22 protein-coding genes, 1 tRNA gene and 1 pseudogene are annotated in these 23491 nt (G+C 70.5%); 9 read left to right on the forward strand and 15 right to left on the reverse strand.

The annotated features are described in order from the left end of the window. Nucleotides 1-9: 9 nt before the first annotated feature. Both ACTJJZ_RS06975 and ACTJJZ_RS06980 read left to right on the forward strand, forming a co-directional pair. Nucleotides 10-978, forward strand: a pseudogene (locus ACTJJZ_RS06975) (alpha/beta fold hydrolase); the annotation flags it as partial. 89 nt (nucleotides 979-1067) lie between these two features. After that, nucleotides 1068-1241, forward strand: coding sequence for a CsbD family protein (locus ACTJJZ_RS06980; RefSeq protein ID WP_440720460.1), 174 nt, complete (start codon nucleotides 1068-1070; stop codon nucleotides 1239-1241). A gap of 77 nt (nucleotides 1242-1318) precedes the next feature. On the opposite strand, the gene ACTJJZ_RS06985 is transcribed toward ACTJJZ_RS06980, so the two are convergent. The 4 genes from ACTJJZ_RS06985 to ACTJJZ_RS07000 all read right to left on the reverse strand — a co-directional run bounded on the left by ACTJJZ_RS06985 (nucleotide 1319) and on the right by ACTJJZ_RS07000 (nucleotide 4518). Next, nucleotides 1319-1483, reverse strand: a complete 165-nt coding sequence (locus tag ACTJJZ_RS06985) for a hypothetical protein (protein ID WP_440720461.1) — start codon at nucleotides 1481-1483, stop codon at nucleotides 1319-1321. Nucleotides 1484-1725: 242 nt separating this feature from the next. Then, nucleotides 1726-1799 (reverse strand) — tRNA-Ile (locus ACTJJZ_RS06990). Between the two features lie 39 nt (nucleotides 1800-1838). Further along, nucleotides 1839-2369, reverse strand: a complete 531-nt coding sequence (locus tag ACTJJZ_RS06995) for a gamma carbonic anhydrase family protein (protein WP_440720462.1) — start codon at nucleotides 2367-2369, stop codon at nucleotides 1839-1841. A 28-nt stretch (nucleotides 2370-2397) separates the two neighbouring features. Further along, complete coding sequence (locus ACTJJZ_RS07000) at nucleotides 2398-4518, reverse strand: acyltransferase family protein (protein WP_440720463.1); 2121 nt, start codon at nucleotides 4516-4518, stop codon at nucleotides 2398-2400. A gap of 200 nt (nucleotides 4519-4718) precedes the next feature. Between ACTJJZ_RS07000 and ACTJJZ_RS07005 the strand changes: the two genes are divergently transcribed. Next, on the forward strand, nucleotides 4719-5204 hold the full coding sequence (locus ACTJJZ_RS07005; RefSeq protein ID WP_440720464.1) for a Dps family protein: 486 nt from the start codon (nucleotides 4719-4721) through the stop codon (nucleotides 5202-5204). A gap of 71 nt (nucleotides 5205-5275) precedes the next feature. Here ACTJJZ_RS07005 and ACTJJZ_RS07010 read toward each other — a convergent pair whose 3' ends face one another. The 5 genes from ACTJJZ_RS07010 to ACTJJZ_RS07030 all read right to left on the reverse strand — a co-directional run bounded on the left by ACTJJZ_RS07010 (nucleotide 5276) and on the right by ACTJJZ_RS07030 (nucleotide 10336). Beyond that, on the reverse strand, nucleotides 5276-6784 hold the full coding sequence (locus tag ACTJJZ_RS07010; RefSeq protein WP_440720465.1) for an amidohydrolase: 1509 nt from the start codon (nucleotides 6782-6784) through the stop codon (nucleotides 5276-5278). Then, entirely contained in the window at nucleotides 6781-7431 is a 651-nt protein-coding gene (locus tag ACTJJZ_RS07015; protein WP_440720466.1) for an FMN-binding negative transcriptional regulator, read from the reverse strand. The genes ACTJJZ_RS07010 and ACTJJZ_RS07015 overlap by 4 nt, the downstream gene beginning before the upstream one ends. 81 nt (nucleotides 7432-7512) lie before the next feature. Continuing rightward, nucleotides 7513-8607 carry an Fpg/Nei family DNA glycosylase gene (locus ACTJJZ_RS07020; RefSeq protein WP_440720467.1) on the reverse strand — a complete coding sequence of 365 codons (1095 nt, stop codon included), beginning with the start codon at nucleotides 8605-8607 and terminating at the stop codon, nucleotides 7513-7515. Next, nucleotides 8607-9092, reverse strand: coding sequence for a ribose-5-phosphate isomerase (locus ACTJJZ_RS07025; protein WP_440720468.1), 486 nt, complete (start codon nucleotides 9090-9092; stop codon nucleotides 8607-8609). Before ACTJJZ_RS07025 ends, ACTJJZ_RS07020 begins: the two co-directional genes overlap by 1 nt. Nucleotides 9093-9145: 53 nt before the next feature. Further along, nucleotides 9146-10336: a ferrochelatase gene (locus tag ACTJJZ_RS07030; RefSeq protein WP_440720469.1), complete on the reverse strand. Its 1191-nt coding sequence runs from the start codon at nucleotides 10334-10336 to the stop codon at nucleotides 9146-9148. Between the two features lie 181 nt (nucleotides 10337-10517). Here ACTJJZ_RS07030 and pepN point away from each other — a divergent pair, with 181 nt between their 5' ends. The 4 genes from pepN (at nucleotide 10518) to ACTJJZ_RS07050 (ending at nucleotide 16670) form a co-directional block, all read left to right on the forward strand. Next, nucleotides 10518-13115, forward strand: a complete 2598-nt coding sequence (gene pepN, locus ACTJJZ_RS07035) for an aminopeptidase N (RefSeq protein ID WP_440720470.1) — start codon at nucleotides 10518-10520, stop codon at nucleotides 13113-13115. 118 nt (nucleotides 13116-13233) lie between these two features. Beyond that, complete coding sequence (locus tag ACTJJZ_RS07040) at nucleotides 13234-14526, forward strand: mechanosensitive ion channel domain-containing protein (RefSeq protein ID WP_440720471.1); 1293 nt, start codon at nucleotides 13234-13236, stop codon at nucleotides 14524-14526. Beyond that, nucleotides 14523-14963 (forward strand): globin, encoded by a 441-nt coding sequence (locus ACTJJZ_RS07045; RefSeq protein ID WP_440720472.1) that lies wholly within the window; start codon nucleotides 14523-14525, stop codon nucleotides 14961-14963. The genes ACTJJZ_RS07040 and ACTJJZ_RS07045 overlap by 4 nt, the downstream gene beginning before the upstream one ends. A gap of 36 nt (nucleotides 14964-14999) precedes the next feature. After that, complete coding sequence (locus tag ACTJJZ_RS07050; RefSeq protein ID WP_440720473.1) at nucleotides 15000-16670, forward strand: FAD-binding dehydrogenase; 1671 nt, start codon at nucleotides 15000-15002, stop codon at nucleotides 16668-16670. A 70-nt stretch (nucleotides 16671-16740) separates the two neighbouring features. Here ACTJJZ_RS07050 and ACTJJZ_RS07055 read toward each other — a convergent pair whose 3' ends face one another. The 3 genes from ACTJJZ_RS07055 to ACTJJZ_RS07065 form a co-directional block, all read right to left on the reverse strand. Continuing rightward, nucleotides 16741-17190 (reverse strand): hypothetical protein, encoded by a 450-nt coding sequence (locus ACTJJZ_RS07055; protein WP_440720474.1) that lies wholly within the window; start codon nucleotides 17188-17190, stop codon nucleotides 16741-16743. Nucleotides 17191-17263: 73 nt separating this feature from the next. Next, entirely contained in the window at nucleotides 17264-18388 is a 1125-nt protein-coding gene (locus ACTJJZ_RS07060) for a hypothetical protein (protein ID WP_440720475.1), read from the reverse strand. 77 nt (nucleotides 18389-18465) lie between these two features. Continuing rightward, nucleotides 18466-19239: a hypothetical protein gene (locus tag ACTJJZ_RS07065; protein WP_440720476.1), complete on the reverse strand. Its 774-nt coding sequence runs from the start codon at nucleotides 19237-19239 to the stop codon at nucleotides 18466-18468. A gap of 128 nt (nucleotides 19240-19367) precedes the next feature. Between ACTJJZ_RS07065 and ACTJJZ_RS07070 the strand changes: the two genes are divergently transcribed. Then, nucleotides 19368-19649 carry a helix-turn-helix transcriptional regulator gene (locus tag ACTJJZ_RS07070; RefSeq protein ID WP_440720477.1) on the forward strand — a complete coding sequence of 94 codons (282 nt, stop codon included), beginning with the start codon at nucleotides 19368-19370 and terminating at the stop codon, nucleotides 19647-19649. Here the strand turns inward: ACTJJZ_RS07070 and ACTJJZ_RS07075 are convergent. Beyond that, a complete protein-coding gene (locus tag ACTJJZ_RS07075) occupies nucleotides 19582-20253 on the reverse strand; it encodes a hypothetical protein (protein WP_440720478.1) in 672 nt (223 codons plus the stop codon). The genes ACTJJZ_RS07070 and ACTJJZ_RS07075 overlap by 68 nt on opposite strands. Before the next feature lie 82 nt (nucleotides 20254-20335). Here ACTJJZ_RS07075 and ACTJJZ_RS07080 point away from each other — a divergent pair, with 82 nt between their 5' ends. Further along, on the forward strand, nucleotides 20336-21220 hold the full coding sequence (locus ACTJJZ_RS07080) for an acyl-CoA thioesterase (protein ID WP_440720479.1): 885 nt from the start codon (nucleotides 20336-20338) through the stop codon (nucleotides 21218-21220). Between the two features lie 43 nt (nucleotides 21221-21263). Here ACTJJZ_RS07080 and ACTJJZ_RS07085 read toward each other — a convergent pair whose 3' ends face one another. Further along, nucleotides 21264-21782 (reverse strand): acyl-CoA thioesterase, encoded by a 519-nt coding sequence (locus tag ACTJJZ_RS07085; RefSeq protein ID WP_440720480.1) that lies wholly within the window; start codon nucleotides 21780-21782, stop codon nucleotides 21264-21266. Beyond that, nucleotides 21775-23454, reverse strand: a complete 1680-nt coding sequence (gene ettA / locus ACTJJZ_RS07090; protein ID WP_440720481.1) for an energy-dependent translational throttle protein EttA — start codon at nucleotides 23452-23454, stop codon at nucleotides 21775-21777. The genes ACTJJZ_RS07085 and ettA overlap by 8 nt, the downstream gene beginning before the upstream one ends. Nucleotides 23455-23491: the final 37 nt, after the last annotated feature.

The raw sequence follows: 23491 nt of genomic DNA on the forward strand, positions 1-23491 counted from the left end.
GGCACCGGCCGCTCCACCCCGGTCGGCGACACGATCCTGGACCGCGGCGCGGACGCCGTCGCGGAGCATCTCACGCATCTGCGGGCGGACGCGATCGTGCGCGACTGCGAGGCCCTCAGGGAGCACCTGGGCGCGGCCCGCTGGAATGTGCTCGGCCAGTCCTTCGGAGGTTTCACCACCCTCGCCTACCTGTCCACGGACGCGGGATCCCTGGATCGCGTCTACGTCACCGGCGGACTGAGCACGCTCACCCGCACCCCGGACGAGGTCTACGCGCTCTGCTACGACAAAATGCGCGCCGCGTCGGAGCGCTACTACCGGCGCTTCCCCGAGCACCGCGACCGGATGCGTCGCCTCGTGGACCTCGCCGCAGCCGGCGGCATCGTCCTTCCCGGCGGCGAGGTGGTGTCGCCCTCGCGGCTGCGCTCCGTGGGCTCCGTGCTCGGCACGAACGACGGCTGGCAGACGCTGTGGCAGCTGCTGGAGCGGGATCCGTCCACGAACGCGTTCCGGTACGACCTCGCCGACGCCTTGCCGTTCGGCGGCCGCAACCCGCTCTACTACGTCTTCCACGAGTCCAGCTATGCGAGCGGGCACGCCACCCGGTGGTCGGCAGAGCGCGTGGAGCCCGCGGACTTCGCCGAGGATGTGACGCTGTTCACCGGTGAGCACATCCGCGCCGACTGGACCGAGACCGTGCCGGCGTTCCAGCCGTGGCGCGAGGTCGCCCTGACGCTCGCGGAGCACGTCTGGCCGGTGATCTACGATCCGGCCGCGATCGCCGCTTCCGGAGCCCGCGGCGCAGCGAGCGTGTACGTGAACGACGTGTACGTTCCGCTCGAGTTCTCGCTCGAGACGGCAGCGCTCATGCCGGAGCTGCGCCTCTGGATCACGAGCGAGCACGAGCACAACGGCCTGCGCTCCGGGCCGGTGCTGGAGCGCCTCATCGGACTCGCGCACGACCGTCGGATCCGATAGCGGCTCGCCGCCGACCCGTCAACCCCGTGGCACTGGGTTCGGACGCGTGCGACGGTGGGGCCTTCGACCAGACAGGAGGAGGTGCTCCCATGAGTGCAGCTGATGACGCCAAGCACAACGCCGAGAAGGCGGGCGGCAAGATCAAGGAGGGCGTCGGCAAGGTCACCGACGACGAGAAGCTCGAGAACGAAGGCCGCCTGGATCAGGCGAAGGCCGATCTGAAGAAGGCCGGCGACCACGTCAAGGACGCATTCGACGAGTGACCGGGCGCGCGAAGGGGGTGGCGGGTTCTTCCCGCCACCCCCTTCTCGTGCGTCACCTGGGGGAATCGACGACGACGTCAGGGGGCGCGGTTGCCCGTCATCGACCGGATCAGCCACGCGATCACCGCGAGAACCAGCAGAACGAGGCCGACCCAGAGCAGGAAGTTCAGGGACTGCACGAATCCACCGGTGATGGCCAGGATGATAGCGATCACGATGATGACGATGAAGAGGATGTTCATGACGGACTCCTTCGACAGGTCGCGGGTGCGACAGTGGAATCACGCTATGGCGCCCGGGTCTCCACGGCGAGGGGCTTGACGCAGGACTCCGGATTGTGCCACGGGCTCTCCGCCGGGTTCACGGGCTTCCCGCCCAACCGGGCGCCGAGGACCCGCCAGGCGCGATGGCCCGTCCGGGCCGCGTCGGCGGGCGGATGGAGATCGCCCGGCCGACCCTTCGCGGGAGAGAAGGAGAGCCTGAGTGGGGCGGGTCGGACTTGAACCGACGATCGTTGGGTTATGAGCCCACTGCCTTAACCAGCTTGGCCACCGCCCCGGACTCTCGAGAATACCGGGTGCGATGGGGCGTCTCCGCTCAGGCCGGGGTCGCGCCGCGGTGGGTTCCGACGTGACCGCGGTAGATGCGGGCGTTGGTGCGGAGCCCCTCGCGCTCGGCGGCCGTGAGCTCGCGGCGCACCTTCGCCGGGACGCCCGCGACCAGGGATCCGTCCGGCACCTCGGTGCCGCCGAGCACCAGGGCCCCGCCGGCGATGAGGCACTCGGATCCGATCACCGCGCCAGAGAGCAACACGGCCCCCATGCCGATCAGCGAGCCGTCGCCGATCGTGCAGCCGTGCACGACCGCGTTGTGCCCGATCGACACGTCGTCCCCGATCACCACCGGATGCCCTTCGTCCACGTGCACCGACACGTTGTCCTGCGCGTTGCTGCCCCGGCCGATCGTGATCGTGTCGGAGTCGGCCCGCAGCACCGCGTTGTACCAGACGCTGGAGCCCTCGCCGACGGTCACGGCGCCGATCACGCGCGCACCCGCGGCCAGGTAGGCCGAGGCGTCGATCTCGGGCGTGCGGCCGGGCAGGGACAGGACAGTGGCTTCTGCGCTCATGAGGCGACTCTAATCCGGCCTCGCCCTGCTAGCCGGCCAGCCCCATGGCCTTCTTCAGCGCGGCGGTGTACTGCGGGGCGAGCGTGTTCACGAACGTCACGGTCAGGTGGTCCTGATCGCGGTAGATGTCCGCTCCCCCGACCACGGCGCGGCAGTCCTGCGTGTCGCAGTACACGTCGGTGAAGTCGAGCAGGGTCACGTCCTTCGCGCCGGCCGCCGCCTCGCGCAGCGGATCCTTCTCGGTCAGCACGTCGGATCGAGCGCCGTCGCAGGAGCTCTGCGCACGGGTGCGCAGGCACTTGTTCGGATCGGTCTCCCACACCGGGTTGTCGACGACGGTCACGACCGGCGTGCCCTTGGCGGTCTGCGTGGCCCAGGCGTCCCTGTAGCCCGCGACCGCGGCCGCATTAGAGGACGCGTGGCCGTTCGCCGCATAGGGGGTCGTGGACAGCGCGGCGGTGAAGATCACGTCGAAGTGCTTCTGCTGCAGCTTGTGCGCGACAGCCGCGCGGTACTGCGTGCAGGCGTCGCCGAACGCGCCGCCGGTCGACAGCGGCGTGGTGTTCCACGGGCAGGCGCCCTTGAAGAACGTGGTGAGGTGCCAGCCCTCCCTCTCGGCGATCCCCTGGAACGTCGTGAGCAGCTGGAAGGCGTGGCTGTCGCCGATCAGCGCCACCTGCTTCGCCGCGGGATCCTTCGAGCCGAACTCGCAGGACACCGCACGCGCGTCGTTGAGCTGGACGAAGCAGTCCGACTCGCTGGGCCGGTCGACGCCGGCGAAGCCCGGGGCGGGCAGGATCTCGTCGGTCTTCTTCCCCGCGCAGGACCGGTCGAGCACGACGGCCGCACCGAAGCAGGTCGGCGGGTCCGCCCGCAGCTGCGCGATCGCCGTCACGCCGGCATCGTAGGTCGACGCGTTCGCCGCCCAGCCGGCGCCGGACACCCCCGCGACGACCACCATCGCCGCCAGCGCCGCCCACAGCGACACTCGGGGCCGCCGCGCGGTGAGCGGCTTCCAGGTGCGGGCGGGATCCTCGACGAAGCGCTTGGTGAGCCAGGCGAGCACGAAGCAGATCGCGACGAGGGCGATCCGGTGGTAGATCGTAAGGCCCCAGAACGGCACCGACGGCGCCATGATGATCAGCGGCCAGTGCCAGAGGTACAGGCTGTACGAGATGTCGCCGGTGAAGCGCATGGGACGGATCGCCAGGATCCGCGTCGGGTACCACCATCTCTGCGTGTTCGAGGCGGAGATCACCGCCGCGGCCGCGACGGTCGGGATGGCGGCCATGTAGCCGGGGAACGGCGTCTGCCCGTCGAAGCGGTAGATCACCACGAGGAGGACGATGATGCCGGCCCAGCCGAGGATGAAACTGCCGACCGCGTTCTGCACGCGCAGCCGGGGCACGAGCGCCAGCACGGCGCCGACGCCGAACTGCCACATCCGCCCGAACGTCACGAAGTACGCGGGAGCCGGGTTGGTCAGCGTGTAGACCACGCAGAACACGAACGAGGCGACCGAGACGATGCCGATCGCGATGGCGGCGGCGCGCAGCCGGGAGCCGCGGAAGTACTTCACCGCGATCCATGCCGCCAGCAGCATGATCAGGGGCCAGAGCACGTAGAACTGCTCCTCGAGCGACAGCGACCAGTAGTGCTGAACCATGGTCGGGTCGCCGGAGTGCGCGAGGTAGTCGGCCGAGTTCAGGGCGAGATACCAGTTCTCCACGTAGAACGTCGAGGCGACGATCTCCTTGAGCTGCGCGGGCAGCTGCGAGATCGGCGAGAGCAGCGGCACCGAGGCCACGATCGCGCTGAACAGCAGCACGAGCAGCGACGCCGGCAGCAGACGCCGGGCGCGGCGCGCCCAGAAGCGGCCGAGGTCCACCCTGCCCGTCGCGTCCAGCTCGCGGGCGAGGTGGGCGGTGATCAGGAACCCCGAGATCACGAAGAAGATGTCGACGCCGACGTATCCGCCGCTCAGGCGTCCGGGCCAGAAGTGGTAGAGCACCACGGCGAGCACGGCGATGGCACGCAGGCCCTGCACGTGCGGGATGAAGTTCGCCCCGACCTTGCTCGTCGCCGGCGCGGCGGCCGAGGTGCGGGAACGGCGCAGAGCCGCACGGGAGGAGGTACCTGCTGAAGCCACCAGACGAAGGTATCCCGGATCCGCCGCTCTTCCCGCCCTCCACGCGGCGATGAGGCCGATCCGGGAAGGCAAACCTTGCCGAAACGGCGTGTGATCTGCGGGTTAGCGTTGCCTCAGCTTGCTTGCGGAACATTCTGCGCTGAGTAGCGTTGTGACAGGACACCCCACCGGAACCAGCCGATGTCATCGAGGAGACACACATGAGCAGCACCGACGCCGTCACCACCACCTCCGTCGACCCGACCGTCGCCGCCGGCGCCGCGCAGTTCCTCACCCCGGTCGTGCTCGGCCTGCAGGCGCTCACGCTGAACGGGAAGCAGGCACACTGGCACGTGCGCGGCGCGAACTTCGTCGGCGTGCACGAGCTGCTCGACACGATCGTCGACCACGCCGGAGACTTCGCCGACACCGCCGCAGAGCGCATCGTGGCCCTCGGCCTGCCGATCGACGCCCGTGCCTCCGTCGTGGCCGAGAAGACGACCGCGACGAGCGTGCCCGCCGGGTTCACCGACTCGAACGACCTGGTCCGTGCCGTGATCGCCGACATCGATGCGATCCTCGTCGACGTCAAGGCCGCGGTCGAAGGCCTCGACGAGATCGACCTCACCAGCCAGGACGTCGCGATCGAGATCCAGCGCGGTCTCGAGAAGGACCGCTGGTTCCTCGTCTCGCACATCGCCGCCTGATCCGACGCGCCGCTGCGACGGCCCTCGTCCCGACCGGGACGGGGGCCGTTCGACGTCCGCGGAGCGGTGCGTCAGCCGCGGTGGGTGACACGCCCCGCGACCAGGGTCGCGAGCACCGCCATCTCGCTGAGAGTGCAGGCATCCGCGGTCGCGGGATCGGCGCCGACGATCGCCAGGTCGGCGACCGCCCCTGGCAGGAGGCCGGCGTCGCCGCCGGTCCCGCCGTGCGCACTCGCGGCGAGGGCTGTCTGGATGTCGAGCCGCTCCTCCGGGTGCCAGGGTTCGCGCTCGTCGTCGCTGCGGAAGACGGCTGCCGCGATCGCCTGCCACGGGTCCAGGGGCGCCACGGGGGCGTCGGATCCGAACCTCAGGATCGCGCCGGCGCGGTGCAGCGACGCGAGCGGGTAGGCGATCGAGGTCTGCGACGCCCACAGCGCGTCGGCGGCGTCGCGGTCGTCCAGGGCGTGCTGCGGCTGCACGCTCGCGGCGACGCCGAGCCGGGCGAACCGGGCGAGGTCGGCGTGGCGCACCAGCTGGGCGTGCTCGATCGTCCCGGTCGCGCCGGTCGTGGTGAAGGCGTCCAGCGCCGCCGTGACCGCGACGTCGCCGATCGCGTGCAGCGCGATCCCGATGCCGGCGGCGGTGGCGCGCAGCAGCAGCTCCTGCAGTTCGGCGGGAGGCACCGCAAGCACGCCGTGGTTGTGCGGATCGTCCGCGTACGCCTGGCTGGACGCGGCGGTGCGGGTGCCGAGGGATCCGTCCGAGATGATCTTCAGCGGGCCCATCCGCACCAGGCCGGCGCGGTCGCCCGGCAGCGTCTCCCCCGTCGTCAGCCCCTCGGCGATGGCCCGCTCGAGATCGTGCGGGTAGACGGCGAACTCGACCCGGTGGCTGTCGAAGCCCGCCGCGAGGCGCCGGGTCCACGCCTCGGCGTTCCACGCCATGTCGAAGTCGACCAGGCCGACCACGCCCCGGCTCGCCGCGCGTTCCGCCGCTGCACGCACCGCCACGTCGGCTACCGCCGGATCCGCGGCGTTGAGCCGGCGGGAGATCTCGAACGCGTCCTCCTCGCGGAGCACGCCGTCCGCCGGCGCCGGGAAGCCCTCCCGGCGGAAGGCCGCGGAGTTCATCCACACGCTGTGCACGTCGGCGTTGATCAGGTACGTCGGCGTCTCCCCGGTGCGCGCGTCGAGCAGCGCGAGGCCGGGACGATCCTGCCAGCGCACGTCGCGGAACCCCGTGCCGACGCGACGCCCGTCACCCAGCACGAGAGCGTCGGACATCCGTGCCGCCGCCTCGGCCGCGCTCGCCGTGCCGGCGAGATCCTCCCGCTGCGCCGCCAGTGCCCACTGCACCGTGTGCACGTGGTGGTCCCAGAGTCCGGGGACCAGCCAGGCGCCGTCTCCGTCGAGCACCTCGCCGGGCAGCCGCAGCGCTCCGGTCGGGGCGATGTCGGCGATCCTGCCGCCTTCGAGCAGGACGTCGACAGGGCCGTCGATCGCGAGCAGCCGGCGGTCGGCGGTCGCGAGGCGCACCCCGCGGAGGGCGCCGACGACCGTGCCGACCTGGGCCGCCGTCACTCCGCGCCCGCCCGCGCGGCGAGACGGGCATCGTGCGCGCGCTGCATCTCGGCGGCGAGGGCCGGGTTCGCGTACACGCCCTCGCCCCGCAGCTCGAGGATCACGGTCTCGATCACGTCATCCGGCTTGTTCTGGCTGAGCTTTCGCTTCGCCTCGACCCGGGTGGGCGTGAGCCGGAACCCGACCGTCCCCGCTTCCAGCCGGCGTACGAAGGCCTCGTCGTTGGGCGGCGCCCACATGCCGCGCGGATGCTCGAGGGCGGCCTCGAAGCGGTCGACGAGGTGGCCCAGCACGCGCAGGTTCTCCTCGGTGTCCAGCAGCTCCGGGACGCCGGAGAGGTGCACCGCGACGTAGTTCCACGTCGGCACCGCCGCCGCGTCGCCGTACCAGCCCGGCGAGACGTAGCCGTGCGGGCCCTGGAAGATCACCATCAGCTCCTGCTCGCCGAGGCCCAGGATCCTCTCGTCCGGTCGTCCCACGTGCGCGACGAGGGTGAGGTCGTCGCGATCGGGATCCAGCAGCACGGCGTAGTGCGAGGCGGTCATGCCCTTCTCGTCGCGGCCGACCAGCGTCGCCCACGGGTTCGCGGCGATCACGCGCCGCAGCTCCTGGACGTCGGTCATGGCGAAGCTCGGATTCTGACGCATGGCATCAGCTTAGGATCGCCGGGCAGCTCCGGAGCGCCGTCCGTCCCGCTTCGCCGGCTCAGCAGCCGAGGGGCCGAAGCGTCACGCCTGGCAGCGCGGGCACCAGTAGAGCTTGCGGGCGCCGATCTCCTCGAGCACGATGCTCGTGCCGCAGACCCGGCAGGGCAGTCCCGTGCGGTGATACACCCAGTGCCGGTCGTCGCGGCGCGCCATCGCCGCGCGGTACTGCTCCGGCGTGAGATCGTCCATCGTCATCATCTGACCGGTCTCGACGCCGATCGCGAGCAGGCGCACCCAGTCCCGCCACAGCCCGCGCGCCGTCTCCTCCGGCACCTCGCGGCCCGGCGTGTGCGGGTTCAGCCGCGCGCGGAACAGCAGCTCGGCGCGGTACACGTTCCCGATGCCGCTGACGACGGCCTGATCCATCAGCAGCAACGCGATCGGCGTGCTCTTCTTGCGCACGGCGGCGACGAAGCGCTCTTCGCCCTGCTCAGGATCCCCGACCAGCGGATCCGGCCCGAGCTTCGCGACGGAGGCGAGCATCTCGTCCGGGCTCTGCAGCACGCACGCCGTGGGTCCGCGCAGGTCGGCGCAGGTGACGTCGGTGAGCAGGCGCAGGCGCACCTGGCCGACCACCGGCGGCGGCCACTGCTCGTCCCGCTCGTCGAGGCTGCTGGTCTGCTCCGACATCCGCACATGCCCGCGGGCACGACGCGGCGCGCCGATCGAGGCGAGCGAGTTCTCCCCCGCGGCATCCAGGATCCGCGCGGCGTCCGGATCCCGCACGGGCCGCGAGCTGCCGCCGTCCGCGGGCTCGCCGGAGGCCGGCTCGTCGTCCGCGGGCTCGCCGGGCGCCGACTCCTCGTCCAGGATCGTGCCCCGCTGGTTGGTCTGCCCCATCCGCCCGTTCGACGCGGCGATCGTCGGATCGACCAGGATCTCGCCGGCGAAGTCCCACGCTCCGTAGAGGCCCAGGTGCACGCGCAGCCACAGGTCGTCCTCGAACCCGAGGAACATCTGCTTGCCGACCGCCCTGGCCGCGAGCATCTCCCGTCCGTCCAGCAGCGCGGCGCCCTCCGCGAAACGCCCCTGCGGGCTCGACGCGGAGACCGGCCTGCCGACGAAGTTGCGGGCGAACTGCCGGGCGATCCGGTGGACGGAGTGGCCCTCGGGCATCAGGCGCGCGGGTCCGGGAGCAGGGAACCGTCGCGCTCGAAGTCGGCGATCTGAGCGATCCGGCGGACGTGCCGCTCCTCGTTCGAGAACGGCGTCGCGATGAAGCGGTCGATGAAGCTCGTGACCTCCTCGAAGCTGTGCTGACGCGCGCCGATCGCGATCACATTCGCGTCGTTGTGCTCGCGGGCGAGCTCGGCGGTCGCGATGCTCCACACCAGCGCTGCGCGGATCCCCTCGACCTTGTTCGCGGCGATCTGCTCGCCGTTGCCGGAACCGCCGAACACGATCCCGAGCGCCTCGACGCCGGCACGCTGGTCGGCGATCGTCGCCTGCGCCGCGCGGATGCAGAATGCCGGGTAGTCGTCCAGCGCGTCGTACTCGACCGGTCCGTGGTCCACGACGTCGTGCCCCGCCTCGGCGAGGTGGTGCTGCAGCTGCGTGGAGAACTCGAGACCGGCGTGATCGGTGGCGATGTGGATGCGCATGTCTCAATCCTAGGGAGCGGCGGGAGCGGGGCGGGCGGCGATGACGGCGGCGCTCAGGGAGCGATGCCCGCTGCGGCCGGCTTGAAGCCGGCGCGGATGTTCTCGCAGCAGCCGGGGCGGCATACGTCGAAGGCGGGGCCCAGCGCGGTGACGTGCTTGCGCTCCGCCGCGGGGCGCCCGTCCAGGCGCTCCTGGATCAGGTCGACGATCCCGGCGACGAACGATGGGGAGACGCCGGGCGTGGGCGTACGCACGAAGGCCAGCCCGGCCTCGGCCGCGGCCTCCTTCGCCTCCGTGTCGAGGTCCCAGAGCACCTCCATGTGATCGCTCACGAAGCCGAGCGGGACGACGGCGACCGCGGTGCGGTCGCGCGCGGGGAGTTCCGCGATCACGTCGCAGATGTCCGGCTCGAGCCACGGCTGCGATGCAGGGCCGGACCGGGACTGGTACACAAGCTCCCACGGCACCTCCGCGGCGGCGGGCAGCAGCTCGGCGACGCGGCTCATCACCCAGGCGGCCACAGCCTCGTGCTGCGCGGCGTAGGCGCCGCCGGGCCCCCAGTCCACGTCGCGCGGGCCGGAGCGCAGCGCATCGTCGGTCGGCACGCTGTGCGTCGTGAACAGCACCTGGATCGCCGAGGGCGCTGCACCGTCCGCCGTGAACCCCTCGACCGCGGCGCGCACCCCGTCGACGAAGGACTCGACGAAGCCGGGATGGTCGTAGAAGGGACGGATCTTGTCGATCGTCACGGTCTCGCCCAGTCCGGTCTCCTCCAGCACGCGGGCGAAGTCCTCGCGGTACTGGCGGCAGCTGGAGAACGAGCTGTACGCGCTCGTGGCGAAGGCGAGCAGGGCGGTGTCCTGGTGCGCCGCCGCATCGGTCACGGCGTCGGCGAGGTAGGGCGCCCAGTTGCGGTTGCCCCAGTACACCGGGAGGTCGATGCCGCGCCGCGCGAGCTCCTCCTCGAGCGCCGCCTTGAGCGCGCGGTTCTGGGCGTTGATCGGGCTCACGCCGCCGAAGTGCCGGTAGTGGTGCGCCACCTCTTCGAGCCGCTCGTCCGGGATCCCCCGGCCGCGTGTGACGTTGCGCAGGAACGGGATGACGTCGTCCTGTCCCTCGGGCCCGCCGAAGCCGGCCAGGAGGATCCCGTCGTAGGCGACAGGGGTCTCCACGTACTCGGGGCCGGCGGCGGCCGGGGCGGAGGCGAAGGGAACGGGTGCTTCAGGCGCTTCTCGGGCAGTCACCCCTCCATCCTGCCGCGTTCCGCCTTTGCCCGGGCCGAAGGGGCGGTCCCGGCGGCTGGATCCGCGCCTCCCCGGCCATGACACGGCGCAGCAGGGCCGCTGGCGTAGGGTGGGAGGGTTGCCGCCGGCGCCAGCAGCGCGGACCTTGCGGCCGAAACCCTCACCCCTGGGAGTCTGAGCAGTGCCTGGAGAGAACCTCACCCGCATCGAAGCGCAGGAGCGCCGCGCGATCGTCGACACCGAGTCGTACGAGATCGCGCTCGACCTGACCAAGGGTGCGGAGGTGTTCGGATCCCGCAGCGTGGTGCGCTTCGCCGCCACCCCCGGATCCTCGACCTTCATCGACCTGATCGCGCGGGACGTGCGCGAGATCACCCTGAACGGCGAGTCGATCGACCCGACCTCGGCCTACGCCGACGCGCGGATCGTGCTCGACGGACTGGCCGAGGAGAACGTGCTGGTCGTCGACGCCGACTGCCTCTACACCAACACCGGCGAGGGCCTGCACCGCTTCGTCGACCCGGTCGACGGCGAGGTGTACCTGTACTCGCAGTTCGAGGTGCCGGACTCGCGGCGCGCGTTCGCCGTGTTCGAGCAGCCCGACCTGAAGGCGACGTTCCAGTTCACGATCACCGCGCCGGCCGCGTGGAAGGTGGTCTCGAACTCGCCCACCCCCGAGCCGATCCACCACGACGCGTCGAACGGATCCGACCGGCACGGCGCCGTCGCGACCTGGGGCTTCGAGCCCACCCCGCGGATCTCGTCGTACATCACCGCGATCATCGCGGGTCCGTACGAGGAGACCTTCTCCGAGCTCACCAGCGCGTCCGGCCGGGTGATCCCGCTCGGCGTCTACGGCCGCAGGAGCCTGTGGGAGCACCTCGACGCCGACTACATCTTCGACAAGACCCGCGAGGGCTTCGCCTACTACGAGGAGAAGTTCGGCGTCCCCTACCCGTTCGCGAAGTACGACCAGCTGTTCGTGCCGGAGTTCAACGCCGGCGCGATGGAGAACGCGGGAGCGGTGACCTTCACCGAGACGTACGTGTTCCGCAGCAAGGTGACGGACGCCGTCAAGGAGCGCCGCGTCGTCACGATCCTGCACGAGCTCGCGCACATGTGGTTCGGCGACCTGGTCACCATGAAGTGGTGGAACGACCTGTGGCTGAACGAGTCGTTCGCCGAGTGGGCGTCGACCATCGCGACCGCCGAGGCCACCGAGTGGACCGAGGCGTGGACCACGTTCAACGCGATGGAGAAGACCTGGGCGTACCGCCAGGACCAGCTCCCCTCGACGCACCCCGTGGTCGCCGAGATCAACGACCTCGACGACGTGCAGGTCAACTTCGACGGCATCACCTATGCCAAGGGCGGATCCGTCCTGAAGCAGCTCGCCGCCTGGGTGGGCATCGACGCCTTCTTCGCGGGCGTGTCCGAGTACTTCCAGAAGCACTCCTGGCAGAACACCGAGCTCAGCGACCTGCTGGTCGAACTCGAGAAGACCAGCGGCCGCGACCTCACCACGTGGTCGAAGAAGTGGCTGGAGACCGCCGGCGTGAACACCCTCGCGCCCGTCATCGCCGAGGCCGCCGACGGCACCATCTCGCGCTTCGCGGTGACGCAGACGGCGCCGGCGGACTACCCGACGATCCGCCCGCACCGGCTGGGCATCGGCTTCTACAACCTGGACGAGTCGGGCGCACTGGTCCGCACGCACCAGGTCGAGGTGGACGTCGACGGGGACCGCACCGATCTCCCGCAGCTGCAGGGTCTGCGCCGGCCCGATCTGGTGCTGTTGAACGACGACGACCTCGCCTACGCGAAGATCCGCCTCGACGACCGCTCGCTCGCCACCGCCGGCGCGCACCTCGCGGACATCACCGACCCGCTGGCGCGTTCGCTGGTGTGGGGTGCCGCGTGGGACCAGACTCGCGACGCCGAGAGCGCCGCGAGCGACTACATCGACCTCGTGCTCGGCAACATCGGCCGGGAGACGGAGTCGACCACGGTGCGCACCACGCTGAGCCAGCTGCAGACCGCGGCCGCGCTGTACGTGACGCCCGAGCACCGCGGTGCCGCACGCACCCGGGTCGCGGACGGCCTGTGGGCGCTCGCCCAGGCCGCGGAGCCGGGATCCGACAGCCAGCTGCAGTTCGTCACCGCGTTCGCGAACTCGCTCACGACGGGCGAGCACGCGGAGACCCTCCGCGGCCTGCGCGACGGCTCGATCGTGCTGGACGGACTGACGATCGACACCGACCTGTCCTGGCAGCTACTCGTCGGCCTCGCCACGGTCGGCGCGGTGGACGGCGCCGCGATCGACTCCGCACTCGCGGGCGACAACACGGCCAAGGGCGCCGAGTTCGCCGCACAGGCGCGTGCCGCCCTGCCGACGCCCGAGGACAAGCGGGCGGCGTGGGCGTCGCTCGTCGACCACGACGATCTGTCCAACACGATCGTCCGCTCGGCCGCCCTGGGCTTCACGCACCCGGCCGGCGCCGCCCTGCTGCAGGAGTTCGTCCCGCTCTACTTCGAGCGGCTGCTCCCCCTCTGGGAGCAGCGCACCTTCCAGGTCGCGAACTACCTGATCGTCGGCCTGTACCCGAAGTGCCTCGCGAACACCGCCCTGCGCGACGCGACCCGCGCCTGGCTGTCCGCCAACCAGGACGCCGCGCCCGCGCTGCGTCGCCTGGTCTTCGAGAACCTCGCGGATGTGGAGCGGGCGCTGGCCGCGCAGGCCCGCGACGCGGAGGTCCACGAGGAGCCGGCCCAGGCCTGAGTCCCACCGTGTGCGAGGGCCCGGACGGTTTCGATCGTCCGGGCCCTCTGCGTGCCCTGGCCGAGACCTCGCGCCCGGTCAGGGTCCGCCAAGCGCGTCCGAACTAGGATCGAAGGCGATGAACATGCTCTCCTCCGCGATCACTGCGACCAAAGCGGCCGATTTGTGGACGGACACGCTCGAAGTCCTGGGCGTGATCGGCATGAAGGCGCTCAGCTGCGTGATCGCGGTCGCCGTCTGCGCCGCGATCGCCTATTCGCTGCGGTTCGTGATCCGTCGCGTGGTGCGACGGATCGTTTCCGGAGCGAAGTCGAAGGCGAACGTCGACGACACCCAGGCGCTGGAGCGCTCGCCGCTCGCCGACATGCGACTGGTGCAGCGCACCAGGACCCTCGGCTCGATCCTGCAGAACATCGTCAATGTCACGTTCGTGATCGTGGCGATCGTCCTGGTGGTGAACATCGTCGAGCCCACCCTGCTCGGGTCGCTGACCCTGCTCACCGCAGCCGTCGGCGCCGGTCTCGGCTTCGGGGCGCAGAACATCGTCAAGGACGTGCTGAACGGCATGTTCATCGTGGCCGAGGACCAGGTCGGCATCGGCGACGTCGTCGACCTCGCCATGGGCGCGAACCATGCCACCGGCGTCGTGGAGTACGTCAGCGTCCGGATCACCCAGGTGCGCGACGCGAACGGCACGCTCTGGTACGTCCGCAACGGCGAGGTCACCCACATCGGGAACATGTCGCAGGGCTGGGCGCGCGCGATCGTCGACCTCGGCGTGCCCGTGGACGCCGACCTGCCCGCGGTCGAGGACGCCGTGCTCACGACCGCGCAGGGTCTCGCGAAGGATCCCAAGTGGCGCACCAGGATCATCGAGAAGCCCGAGCTCTGGGGCCTGGAGTCGGTGTCCGGCGACGCCCTGGTCGTGCGGGTCGTCATCAAGACCCGCAGCAACACCATGGACGACGTGGCTCAGGAGCTGCGCAAGCGCCTCCGCGACACGATGCGCGAGCTCGACCTCGCGGTGCCCAGCATGAACTCGGTCACGCTCAGCGGACCGGAGGGCGCCCGCCGCGTGCGCGGGGCGAACCCTCCGCGCACGCGCCCCAACCCGGTGACGGGGGTTCCGGTCGTCCCGGAACGCGGCTTCTGGCGACGCAAGAAGACGGACGGCGAGAAGACCCCCGCGGTCACCACCGCGAAGCCCGCCCCCTCCGCCAAGCCCGCCCCCTCCGCCAAGCCGCCGAAGAGTCCCGGCACGATCCCGGTGATCAGGCCGGACGCGGAGGGCATTCCGCCCGCGCCGCCGTCGAAGGGCGAGCGCCCCGCCAAGCCCGCGAAGCCGGCGCAGGAGCCCGACGCCACCCCCGAAGCGAAGCCCGAAGACAAGCCGGGAGAGAGTCCCTCATGAGCACCGCCGACGACGACGCCCCCGTCTCCTTCTACGACCAGGTGGGCGGGCATGAGACGTTCCAGCGTCTCGTGGGCGCCTTCTACCGGGAGGTCGCGCAGGATCCGGTGCTCAAGCCGATGTACCCGGAGGAGGACCTCGGGCCTGCGGCCGAGCGCCTCACGATGTTCCTGGAGCAGTACTGGGGCGGGCCCACCACGTACGGCGAACGCCGCGGACACCCTCGGCTGCGCATGCGCCACGTGCCGTTCCACGTCGACCCCGACGCGCGCGACCGCTGGCTGCGGTGCATGCGGATCGCGGTCGATGAGGCGCAGCTGCCGCCGATCCACGAGGCCACGCTATGGGACTACCTCGAGCGTGCGGCTCATGCCATGGTGAACACGTTCGAACCGTCCGGGATCGGCCCGGACGCCGGCGGGCGCCCGACCCTGTAGCCGCGCGCATCACCCCGAGAGATCGACGGAGACCTCATGACGGCGAAGACCAGCATCCACTCGACCGACGTCCTGGTGATCGGCTGGGGCCTCTCCGGGCTCGTCGCGGCCGCCGAGGCGATCACGGCGGGGCGACGGGTGGTGATCGTGGATCAGCAGCCGCGCACCGATCTCGGCGGTCAGGCGTGGTGGTCGTTCGGCGGGCTGTTCCTCATCGACTCGCCCGAGCAGCGCCGCATGGGCGTCAGGGACTCGTACGACCTCGCGCGGCAGGACTGGCTCGGCAACGCCGGCTTCGACCGCGAGGAGGACGCCTGGCCGCGGCGCTGGGCCGAGGCGTATCTGCAGTTCGCCGCGGGCGAGAAGCGCTCCTGGCTCCGCGAGCGCGGCGTCGGGTTCTTCCCGATCGTGGGCTGGGCCGAACGCGGCGGATACGGCGCTCTCGGGCCGGGGAACTCCGTGCCCCGGTTCCACATCACCTGGGGCACCGGGCCGGGTATCGTGGCGCCTTTCCAGACGGCCGTCGAGGAAGCGGAGAAGACGGGCCGGCTGACCGTCCTCCCCCGCCACCGCGTCACCGCGCTCCGCACGCAGGACGGCACCGTCACCGGCGCGGAGGGCGAGATCCTCACGTCCTCCGCCGCGGCCCGTGGCGAGCAGAGCGGCCGGGAGGTCGCGGGCGGCTTCGAGATCGACGCCGCGGCGACGATCATCGCCGCCGGGGGCATCGGAGGCAACCACGACCTGGTCCGGGCCGCCTGGCCGGAGCGCCTCGGCACGCCGCCCGCCGAGATGCTCACCGGGGTGCCCGCGTACGTGGACGGCTCCATGCAGTCCGTCGCCTCCGCCGCCGGCGCTCGGCTCATCAACGGCGACCGGATGTGGCACTACGTGGAGGGGATTCGCAACTGGGATCCGGTCTGGCCAGGGCACGGGATCCGGATCCTGCCCGGCCCGTCCTCCCTCTGGCTGGACGCGACCGGACGGCGCCTGCCCGTGCCGCTCTATCCGGGGTTCGACACGCTCGGCACGCTCGCGCACCTGCGCACCACCGGGCACGGCCACTCCTGGTTCGTTACGACGCGGCAGATCGTGGAGAAGGAGTTCGCGCTCTCCGGCAGCGAGCAGAACCCCGATCTCACCGGCAAGGACGTTCCGCTGCTGGTGCGCTCGCGGCTGGCCAAGGGCCCGACCGACCCGGTGCAGGCGTTCCTGGACCGGGGCGAGGACTTCGTCGTCGAGAAGGATCTGGCGCGGCTGATCGCACGCATGCGGGAGCTGCCCGGCGGCGAGGCGCTGGATCCGGACCGGGTGCGCGAGGAGGTCGTCGCGCGGGATCGCGAAATGGACAACGACTTCACCAAGGACGCGCAGGTCGCGATGCTGCGCTCGGCGCGCGCCTATCGCGGCGACCGCCTGATCCGCACCGCGACCCCGCATCGCCTGCAGGACCCCTCCGCCGGTCCGATGGTGGCTGTCCGGCTCCGCGTGCTCACCCGGAAGTCGCTCGGCGGCATGGAGACGGATCTGGAGGGCCGTGCGCTGAGCGCCGACGGATCCGCCGTCCTCGGGCTCTATGCGGCCGGCGAGGCGAGCGGCTTCGGCGGCGGCGGCGTGCACGGCTACCGTGCGCTCGAGGGCACGTTCCTCGGCGGCTGTCTTTTCTCCGGACGCGAGGCGGGCCGGGCGGCAGCGGGCGCGGTCTGACCCCGGCGGTCGGGCGGCGCGGCTGAGGATCGCCGGCCCCCGACAACGTCGGCGGCGGTCGTGACCGGCGTCACTTGCGGACGAGCTCCATGGTCTTCGTGACGCCCATCGCGGTGACCTTGTAGGAGAGCTTGCCGCCGGAGTACGTGAACTCCTTGGTCGGGTCGGTGGAAGCGAGCAGCGCCGAATCGGTGGCGGCCTCGTCGCGCGTCGAGGTCCACACGAAGTCGCCGGCCGTCGTCGGCGCCTGGTACGTACCCACCCAGTAGACCGCGGTCGTGCCGTCTTTGGCGTTGACCCAGTTGACGGAGATGCTGTCGGCGGTGATCGTCGCCGACTGCGTCGAGTCGCCCGCCTTCTCCTCGACCCACTCCCCGACGAGGTCAGCGGGCTTGGGCTGTTCCGGCGACGAGCTGGGCTTCTGCGCGGCGGGAGCGGGTCCACTCGACGGCGCGGAGCACCCGGAGAGGGCCAGCACGCCCACGAGGGCGGCAGCGGCGAATGCAGACGTGCGGGTCATGTGATGGGGCCTGTTCTGTGAGAGTTCGTGCAGGTCTGACCGCGCGCCGGGATCCACCGCGCGGTCTCCGGGGTCACGTCGCAGCTTCCCCGTCGGATTCGCCGCCCTTGCGACGCTTCAAAGCGGCTGCCAGGGCCGTGGCGGCTCCGGACGCGACGACGCCGACTGTGCGCGCCGCGCCTCCCGCGGCGTCGCCCACCGCGGTCGCTGCGCCTTTGACGGCCGTGAGCGCGGCAGGAGCGTCGGGGATCCCGTCTCCGTCCAGGTCCACGCTGCGGAAGACCTCGGTCGCATCGACGACCCGTTCCCACATGTTCTCGCCGAACTCCTTCGCGGACTCCGACGCCGCGCGCATCGCGAGCACGGCCTTGGACGGATCCGGCACGCCATCGCCGTCCGCATCTGTGAGCTCCAGCCACTCCGGCCAGGTCTCCGCCGGGCCCGAGAACCCTTCACGGCACGCCTTCACGACGCTGCCGCCGAAGTAGAAGCTGGTGGCGCCACCCGCGATGGCGCCGATCACCGGAATCGCCTTCGAGCTGATCTTGACCGTTCCCATCAGGGCGCCCTGCGCGATCGCCTGCCGAGCCAGCACGATCGTGACGGGGACCAGGGCCGAGTCGGGAAGCTGCTCGGCGAGCAGGTCACCCCACTTGGGCATTGCGCCGGCCGCCGCAGCACCGGCCGCGTACCGCGCGCCCGCGACGGTCGCGCCGGCGGGCAGGGCCCCCAGGATCGTCGCGGCGATCTTGCTCTTCCGCTTCTCACCGAGCAGCGCGCCCAGCACCACCGCCTTGGCTCGCTCCGGGTCGTCGATCGCGATTCCCCGAAGCTCGGCCATGCACAGAGCGAAGAGCGCGGTCGTCTCATAGAAGAACAGCAGGTCGCCGACGCCCAGGCCGATGGCGATCGGGACGCCCACGGCGGGGATGGAGGCTGAGGCGCCGATGGCAGCACTCGCGGTCGTCGTCGTCGCGACGTACTGCGCTTCGATGACCTTCATGACTTCGACCGGGGTGGCGTTCGGCCTCTTGCGCCGGATCTCCTTGATGTACGCGGTCGCGGCCGGACGCTGGACCGCGATCGCCGCGAACACCCTGTCCTGGAAATCGTCGGGCAACGCGATCGATGGTGCTGCCGCTTCGCGCTGGGTCTTCTTGTCACTCACGATGTGCTCGTTCACTGTAGAGACGGTCATGGGGGGAATTCGAATGTGAGCTTCGCGCTCGAGTCGACGATCGTGTGAGCCCGCATCGCATCGGCGGGATCGATCGCCTACTTGAAGTAGCCGGACACTCCGAGCGCGAACACGTCGCACGTGCGGTCGTAGAGGTTGACCGTGAAGGCGACCTGGTCGCCGGCGCCGAGCTCGCTGCCCGGTGTCGCATAGTCCTGGAGCAGCATCGAGAGGTTGTCTCCGTCGAAGCAGTATGCATAGACCCCGTACGGTCCCATCAGGGTCTTGTCGCTGGTGTTCGTGGCCGAGCCGATGATCGCCTCGCCGTTGTTGTCGGCCTGCGTGACCTTCAGCGCAGCGGTGTTATAGGAGGACGTATCCGCGGGCAGGGTCTGGGTCGTGAACTCGTATGTCACGCCCGTGTCCGGGACCGAAGCCACATTGTCGAAATAGATGTAGTCGAGGGCGACCTCGCCCGGCTGCACCTGCGCCGGAATGGAGCCGGTCTGGCTGTTCCCGCTTGCGACGACCTTGCCGCCGGCCTTCGCCGCCACGCTGAAGTCGACGTGCGAGACGGCATCGGCGGTGTTGTTGCGGAACGCGATCAGCAGCATTCCGCTGCCCATCCCTTCCGTCTTCGAGAGTTGCCCCTGTGCCACAACGGACACCTTGCCCGCATCTCCTTCGGGGAAGGAAGGCTTCACCGAACCGCCGAGAAGCTGGCTGCTGTTGAAGTCCTTCGGTGTGATGCTCTTGGTCGCGGCCTTCGGCGTGGCCGCGTCCGACGCTTCGACGGTCTGATGTGTGGTGGGTGCCGAGGCGACGCTGCATCCGCTCAGCACCACCGCGAGCGTCCCCAGCGCGAGCAGCATCGATGGCTTCTTCATTCGTCTCCCCCAGTAGAGATCCGGGAGCGCACTACCGCTCCATCACAGTTTTCTGTACTGATAGTACAAGATTCTGTGCTGACTCATAAACAACTCCCAGGTCGACTGGAGGAGTGCACAACAAGCCGCCGGAGCCGGACCTGGATCAGCTCCGCGTCGCGTTCAACCGGGCCCGGCACGCGGCGAGTCTGACCTTCGAACAGCTCGCCGAACGCTCGGGCGTGAGCCGTCAGACCCTGATCAATCTCTCGCAGGGGCGGCACTACGGAGATCTGAAGACCTGGCTGAAACTGTCCGCGACGTTCGGGATCGGGCTGGACGAGCTCGTCAGGCCGGTGTGGGTCGACCCGTCGGACGAACGGCCGTCAGACCCGCGGCAGCAGGGCCGCGGCTGAGCACGTGGCCGCGGGCGAACGCGAGACGCGTCCAGCGGCCGGAAACCGTGATCGGCACCTGTTCGGCGCCGGAGATGAAGCCGAAGGCGTGCGCCGCGAAGGCGACGCCGCGGGGCAGGCCGAGCAGTTCCGCGTCGGGCTCGCCCCAGATCGCGGCACGCAGAGCCCGGACGGCGTCCTCCCCCGCACCGGCGGGCGAACCGTGTGCGACCGCGGAGATGCCCCACTGCGCGCGCTGCGCGATGACGTCGCTGCCCAGCACCCCCGCGGCGGTCCAGCCCCCGCGCGGCGGGGCGACACCGGCCCAGGCAGGGCTGCGCCCGGTGTCGGGCAGAGCCAGCGCGGCCGGGTCGTCCGTGGCTCCGAGCTCGTCGATCACGATGTCGCAGCGCAGCTCCGGATCCGCCCGCACGATCCGCATCGCGAGGATCGTCGGCGTCGCGTCGAACAGGCTCTGCGGGGCCAGGGCCGCCGCTGTCATCGCCAGGATCCCGCCGTCCGCCTGCAGCCGCACGCCGTCGTCGGAGGCGCGGGCGGCACGAGACACGAAGGTCAGCGCGTCGCGCGCGGTGTCGGGGTCGGCGAGGATCAGCGGCGTGGGCACGCCCCCTAAACTAGCAACCGCCGACGGCCCGCCTCTGGCGTGTTCCGGCCGGCGTCATCGCACCGCCGGCGGAGAGGATCCCATGAGCTCGGACAAGGACGCCCGCAGGTCGGTCAGGACGCTGCTCGAGATCCTCGATCTAGACTCGTCTGACGCGCGCACCACCGAGGACATCTTCACCGGCACCTCGCACCCGATGCCGACCGGGCGGATCTACGGCGGGCAGGTGCTCGGGCAGTCCCTCGTCGCCGCCGAGCGCACCCTGCCGGCGGGACGCGTCGCGCACTCCATGCACGGCTACTTCCTGCGCGCCGGGGACGCCTCACAGGGACTGACATTCGCGGTGGACCGGATCCACGACGGCCGGTCGTTCTCGACCAGGCGCTGCCAGGCCTTCCAGAACGGCGTGCCGATCTTCTCGATGATCGCGTCCTTCCAGGACGACAACCCCGGCATCGAGCATGCCGTGCCGATGCCGGAGGGGATCCCCGGGCCGGAGGATCTTCCGACGGACGAGGAGCTCTCCGAAGGGATCCATCCGCTGTCGCGGAGGATGCTCGCGGACCGCCCGGTGGACATGCGCCACGTCGAGGGGCCGATCTACCTCGGCGCGGGCCAGGAACAGGTGCCGCACCAGGCGGTGTGGATGCGCATGCGGGCCCCTTTCCCTGACGACCCGGCGCTGCACCGCGCGGCCCTCGCCTATCTCAGCGACATGACGATCCAGGAGTCGATCCTGCGCGCGCACGGTCTGAGCTGGGCGACGCCGGGCCTCAAGGTCGCGAGCCTCGACCACGGCATGTGGTGGCATCGACCCGGCCGGGTCGACGACTGGCTGCTGTACGTGCAGCAGTCGCCGAACGCCCGCGGAGGCCGCGGCCTCGCGAGCGGCCGGATCTACGACCGCGCCGGGACGTTGATCGCGAGCGTCGCCCAGGAGATCACGGTCCGGGTTCCCGAGGCGTGAACCGCGTGCTCCGGCCCTGCGACAGGCTCAGGGACCATCCGGCTCAGCGGTGCGCGTAGACGATCGACGGACCCGCGTACGGCTCCCAGGCCTCGCGCATCTCGGGGCTGATCCGGGTCGGACGGCCGGTCGCCGCATCGACCAGCACGATCACCGCGGTCGAGCGCGCGTACAGCACCCGCTCCTCGAACGCGGCGTTGTTGTAGACCTCGTAGCAGACCTCGACGCTGGATCCGCCGAGCTTGCCGAACCACAGCTGCACCTCGAGCGGATGGCGCTGGTACGGCACGGGGGCGAGGTACTCGATCTCCTGCCGCGCGACGAGTGTGAGTACGCCCGCGTCGATCCCGGAGTTCAGCACGGCGGTGCTCGGCCCGTGCTCTCCCTCGCCAGGGCGCCAGAACGCTCGCACCCGCGCCTCCTCCAGCAGCTTCAGCATGGAGGTGTTGTTGACGTGGTTGAAGGCGTCCAGGTCGCCCCAGCGCAGATGGATCGGGATGTGCAGCCGCTCCCCGGTCGGCGGCGTATCGCCGACGACGGCGGAGCCCGCAGGCTCAGTCACGCGTGAGCCTGCGGTGCGTGGAGCGGTGCGGGTTGGCGGCGTCCGCGCCGAGGCGCTCGATCTTGTTGGCCTCGTAGGACTCGAAGTTGCCCTCGAACCAGTACCACTGGTCGGGGTTCTCGTCGGTGCCCTCGTAGGCGAGGATGTGCGTGGCGATGCGGTCGAGGAACCACCGGTCGTGCGTGATCACCACGGCGCAGCCGGGGAACTCGAGCAGGGCGTTCTCGAGCGAGCCCAGGGTCTCCACGTCGAGGTCGTTGGTCGGCTCGTCGAGCAGCAGCAGGTTGCCGCCCTCCTTGAGCGTGAGCGCGAGGTTCAGGCGGTTGCGCTCACCACCGGAGAGCACGCCCGCCTTCTTCTGCTGGTCCGGGCCCTTGAACCCGAACTTGGAGACGTAGGCGCGGGACGGGATCTCGGTCTTGCCGACCATCATGATGTCCAGACCGTCCGAGACGACCTCCCACAGCGTCTTGTCCGGGTCGATGTTCGCGCGCGACTGGTCGACATAGCTGATCTTGACGGTCTCGCCGACCTTCAGATCGCCGCCGTCCAGGGGCTCGAGACCGACGATGGTCTTGAACAGCGTGGTCTTGCCGACGCCGTTCGGGCCGATCACGCCGACGATGCCGTTCGGCGGCAGGCTGAAGCTGAGGCCGTCGATGAGCGAGCGCCCGTCGAAACCCTTCTTCAGCTTCTTGGCCTCGATCACGACGCTGCCCAACCGCGGACCGGCCGGGATCTGGATCTCCTCGAAGTCGAGCTTCCTGGTCCGCTCCGCTTCGGCCGCCATCTCCTCGTACCGGGCGAGGCGCGCCTTCGACTTGGTCTGGCGGCCCTTGGCGCTGGAGCGCACCCACTCCAGCTCGTCCTTGAGGCGCTTGGCGAGCTTGGCGTCCTTCTTGCCCTGGATGTCGAGGCGCTCGGCCTTCTTCTCCAGGTAGGTCGAGTAGTTGCCCTCGTAGCCGATCAGGCGACCGCGGTCGACCTCGGCGATCCACTCGGCCATGTTGTCCAGGAAGTACCGGTCGTGCGTGATCGCGATCACCGCGCCCTTGTACGCCTGCAGGTGCTTCTCGAGCCAGAGCACGCTCTCGGCGTCGAGGTGGTTGGTGGGCTCGTCGAGGAGCAGCAGATCGGGCTTCTGCAGCAGGAGCTTCGCGAGCGCCACTCGGCGCTTTTCGCCACCGGACAGGTTCTGCACGCTGGCGTCGCCCGGCGGGGTGCGCAGCGCATCCATCGCCTGGTCGAGCTGGGAGTCCAGGTCCCAGCCGTCGGCCGCGTCGATCTCCTCCTGCAGCACGCCCATCTCGGCGAGCAGCGCGTCGAAGTCGGCGTCCGGGTCGGCCATGAGCGCCGAGATCTCGTTGAAGCGGTCGACCTTCGCCTTGATCGCGACCCCCTCCTGGATGTTCTCCAGGACGGTCTTCGTCTCGTCCAGCTCGGGCTCCTGCATCAGGATGCCCACGCTGAATCCCGGGGTGAGCTTGGCTTCGCCGTTGGACGGTGTGTCCAGGCCGGCCATGATCTTCAGGATCGTCGACTTTCCGGCGCCGTTCGGGCCGACCATGCCGATCTTCGCGCCGGGCAGGAACGCCATCGTGACGTCGTCGAGGATGAGCTTGTCGCCGACGGCCTTCCGGGCGCGGACCATGGAGTAGATGTATTCAGCCACCAGGGCACTCCTTCTGTCGTGCGGGACGACGATTGCG

It is taken from the genome of Microbacterium sp. 22242, from assembly GCF_052045495.1.
Taxonomy (GTDB): Bacteria; Actinomycetota; Actinomycetes; order Actinomycetales; family Microbacteriaceae; genus Microbacterium.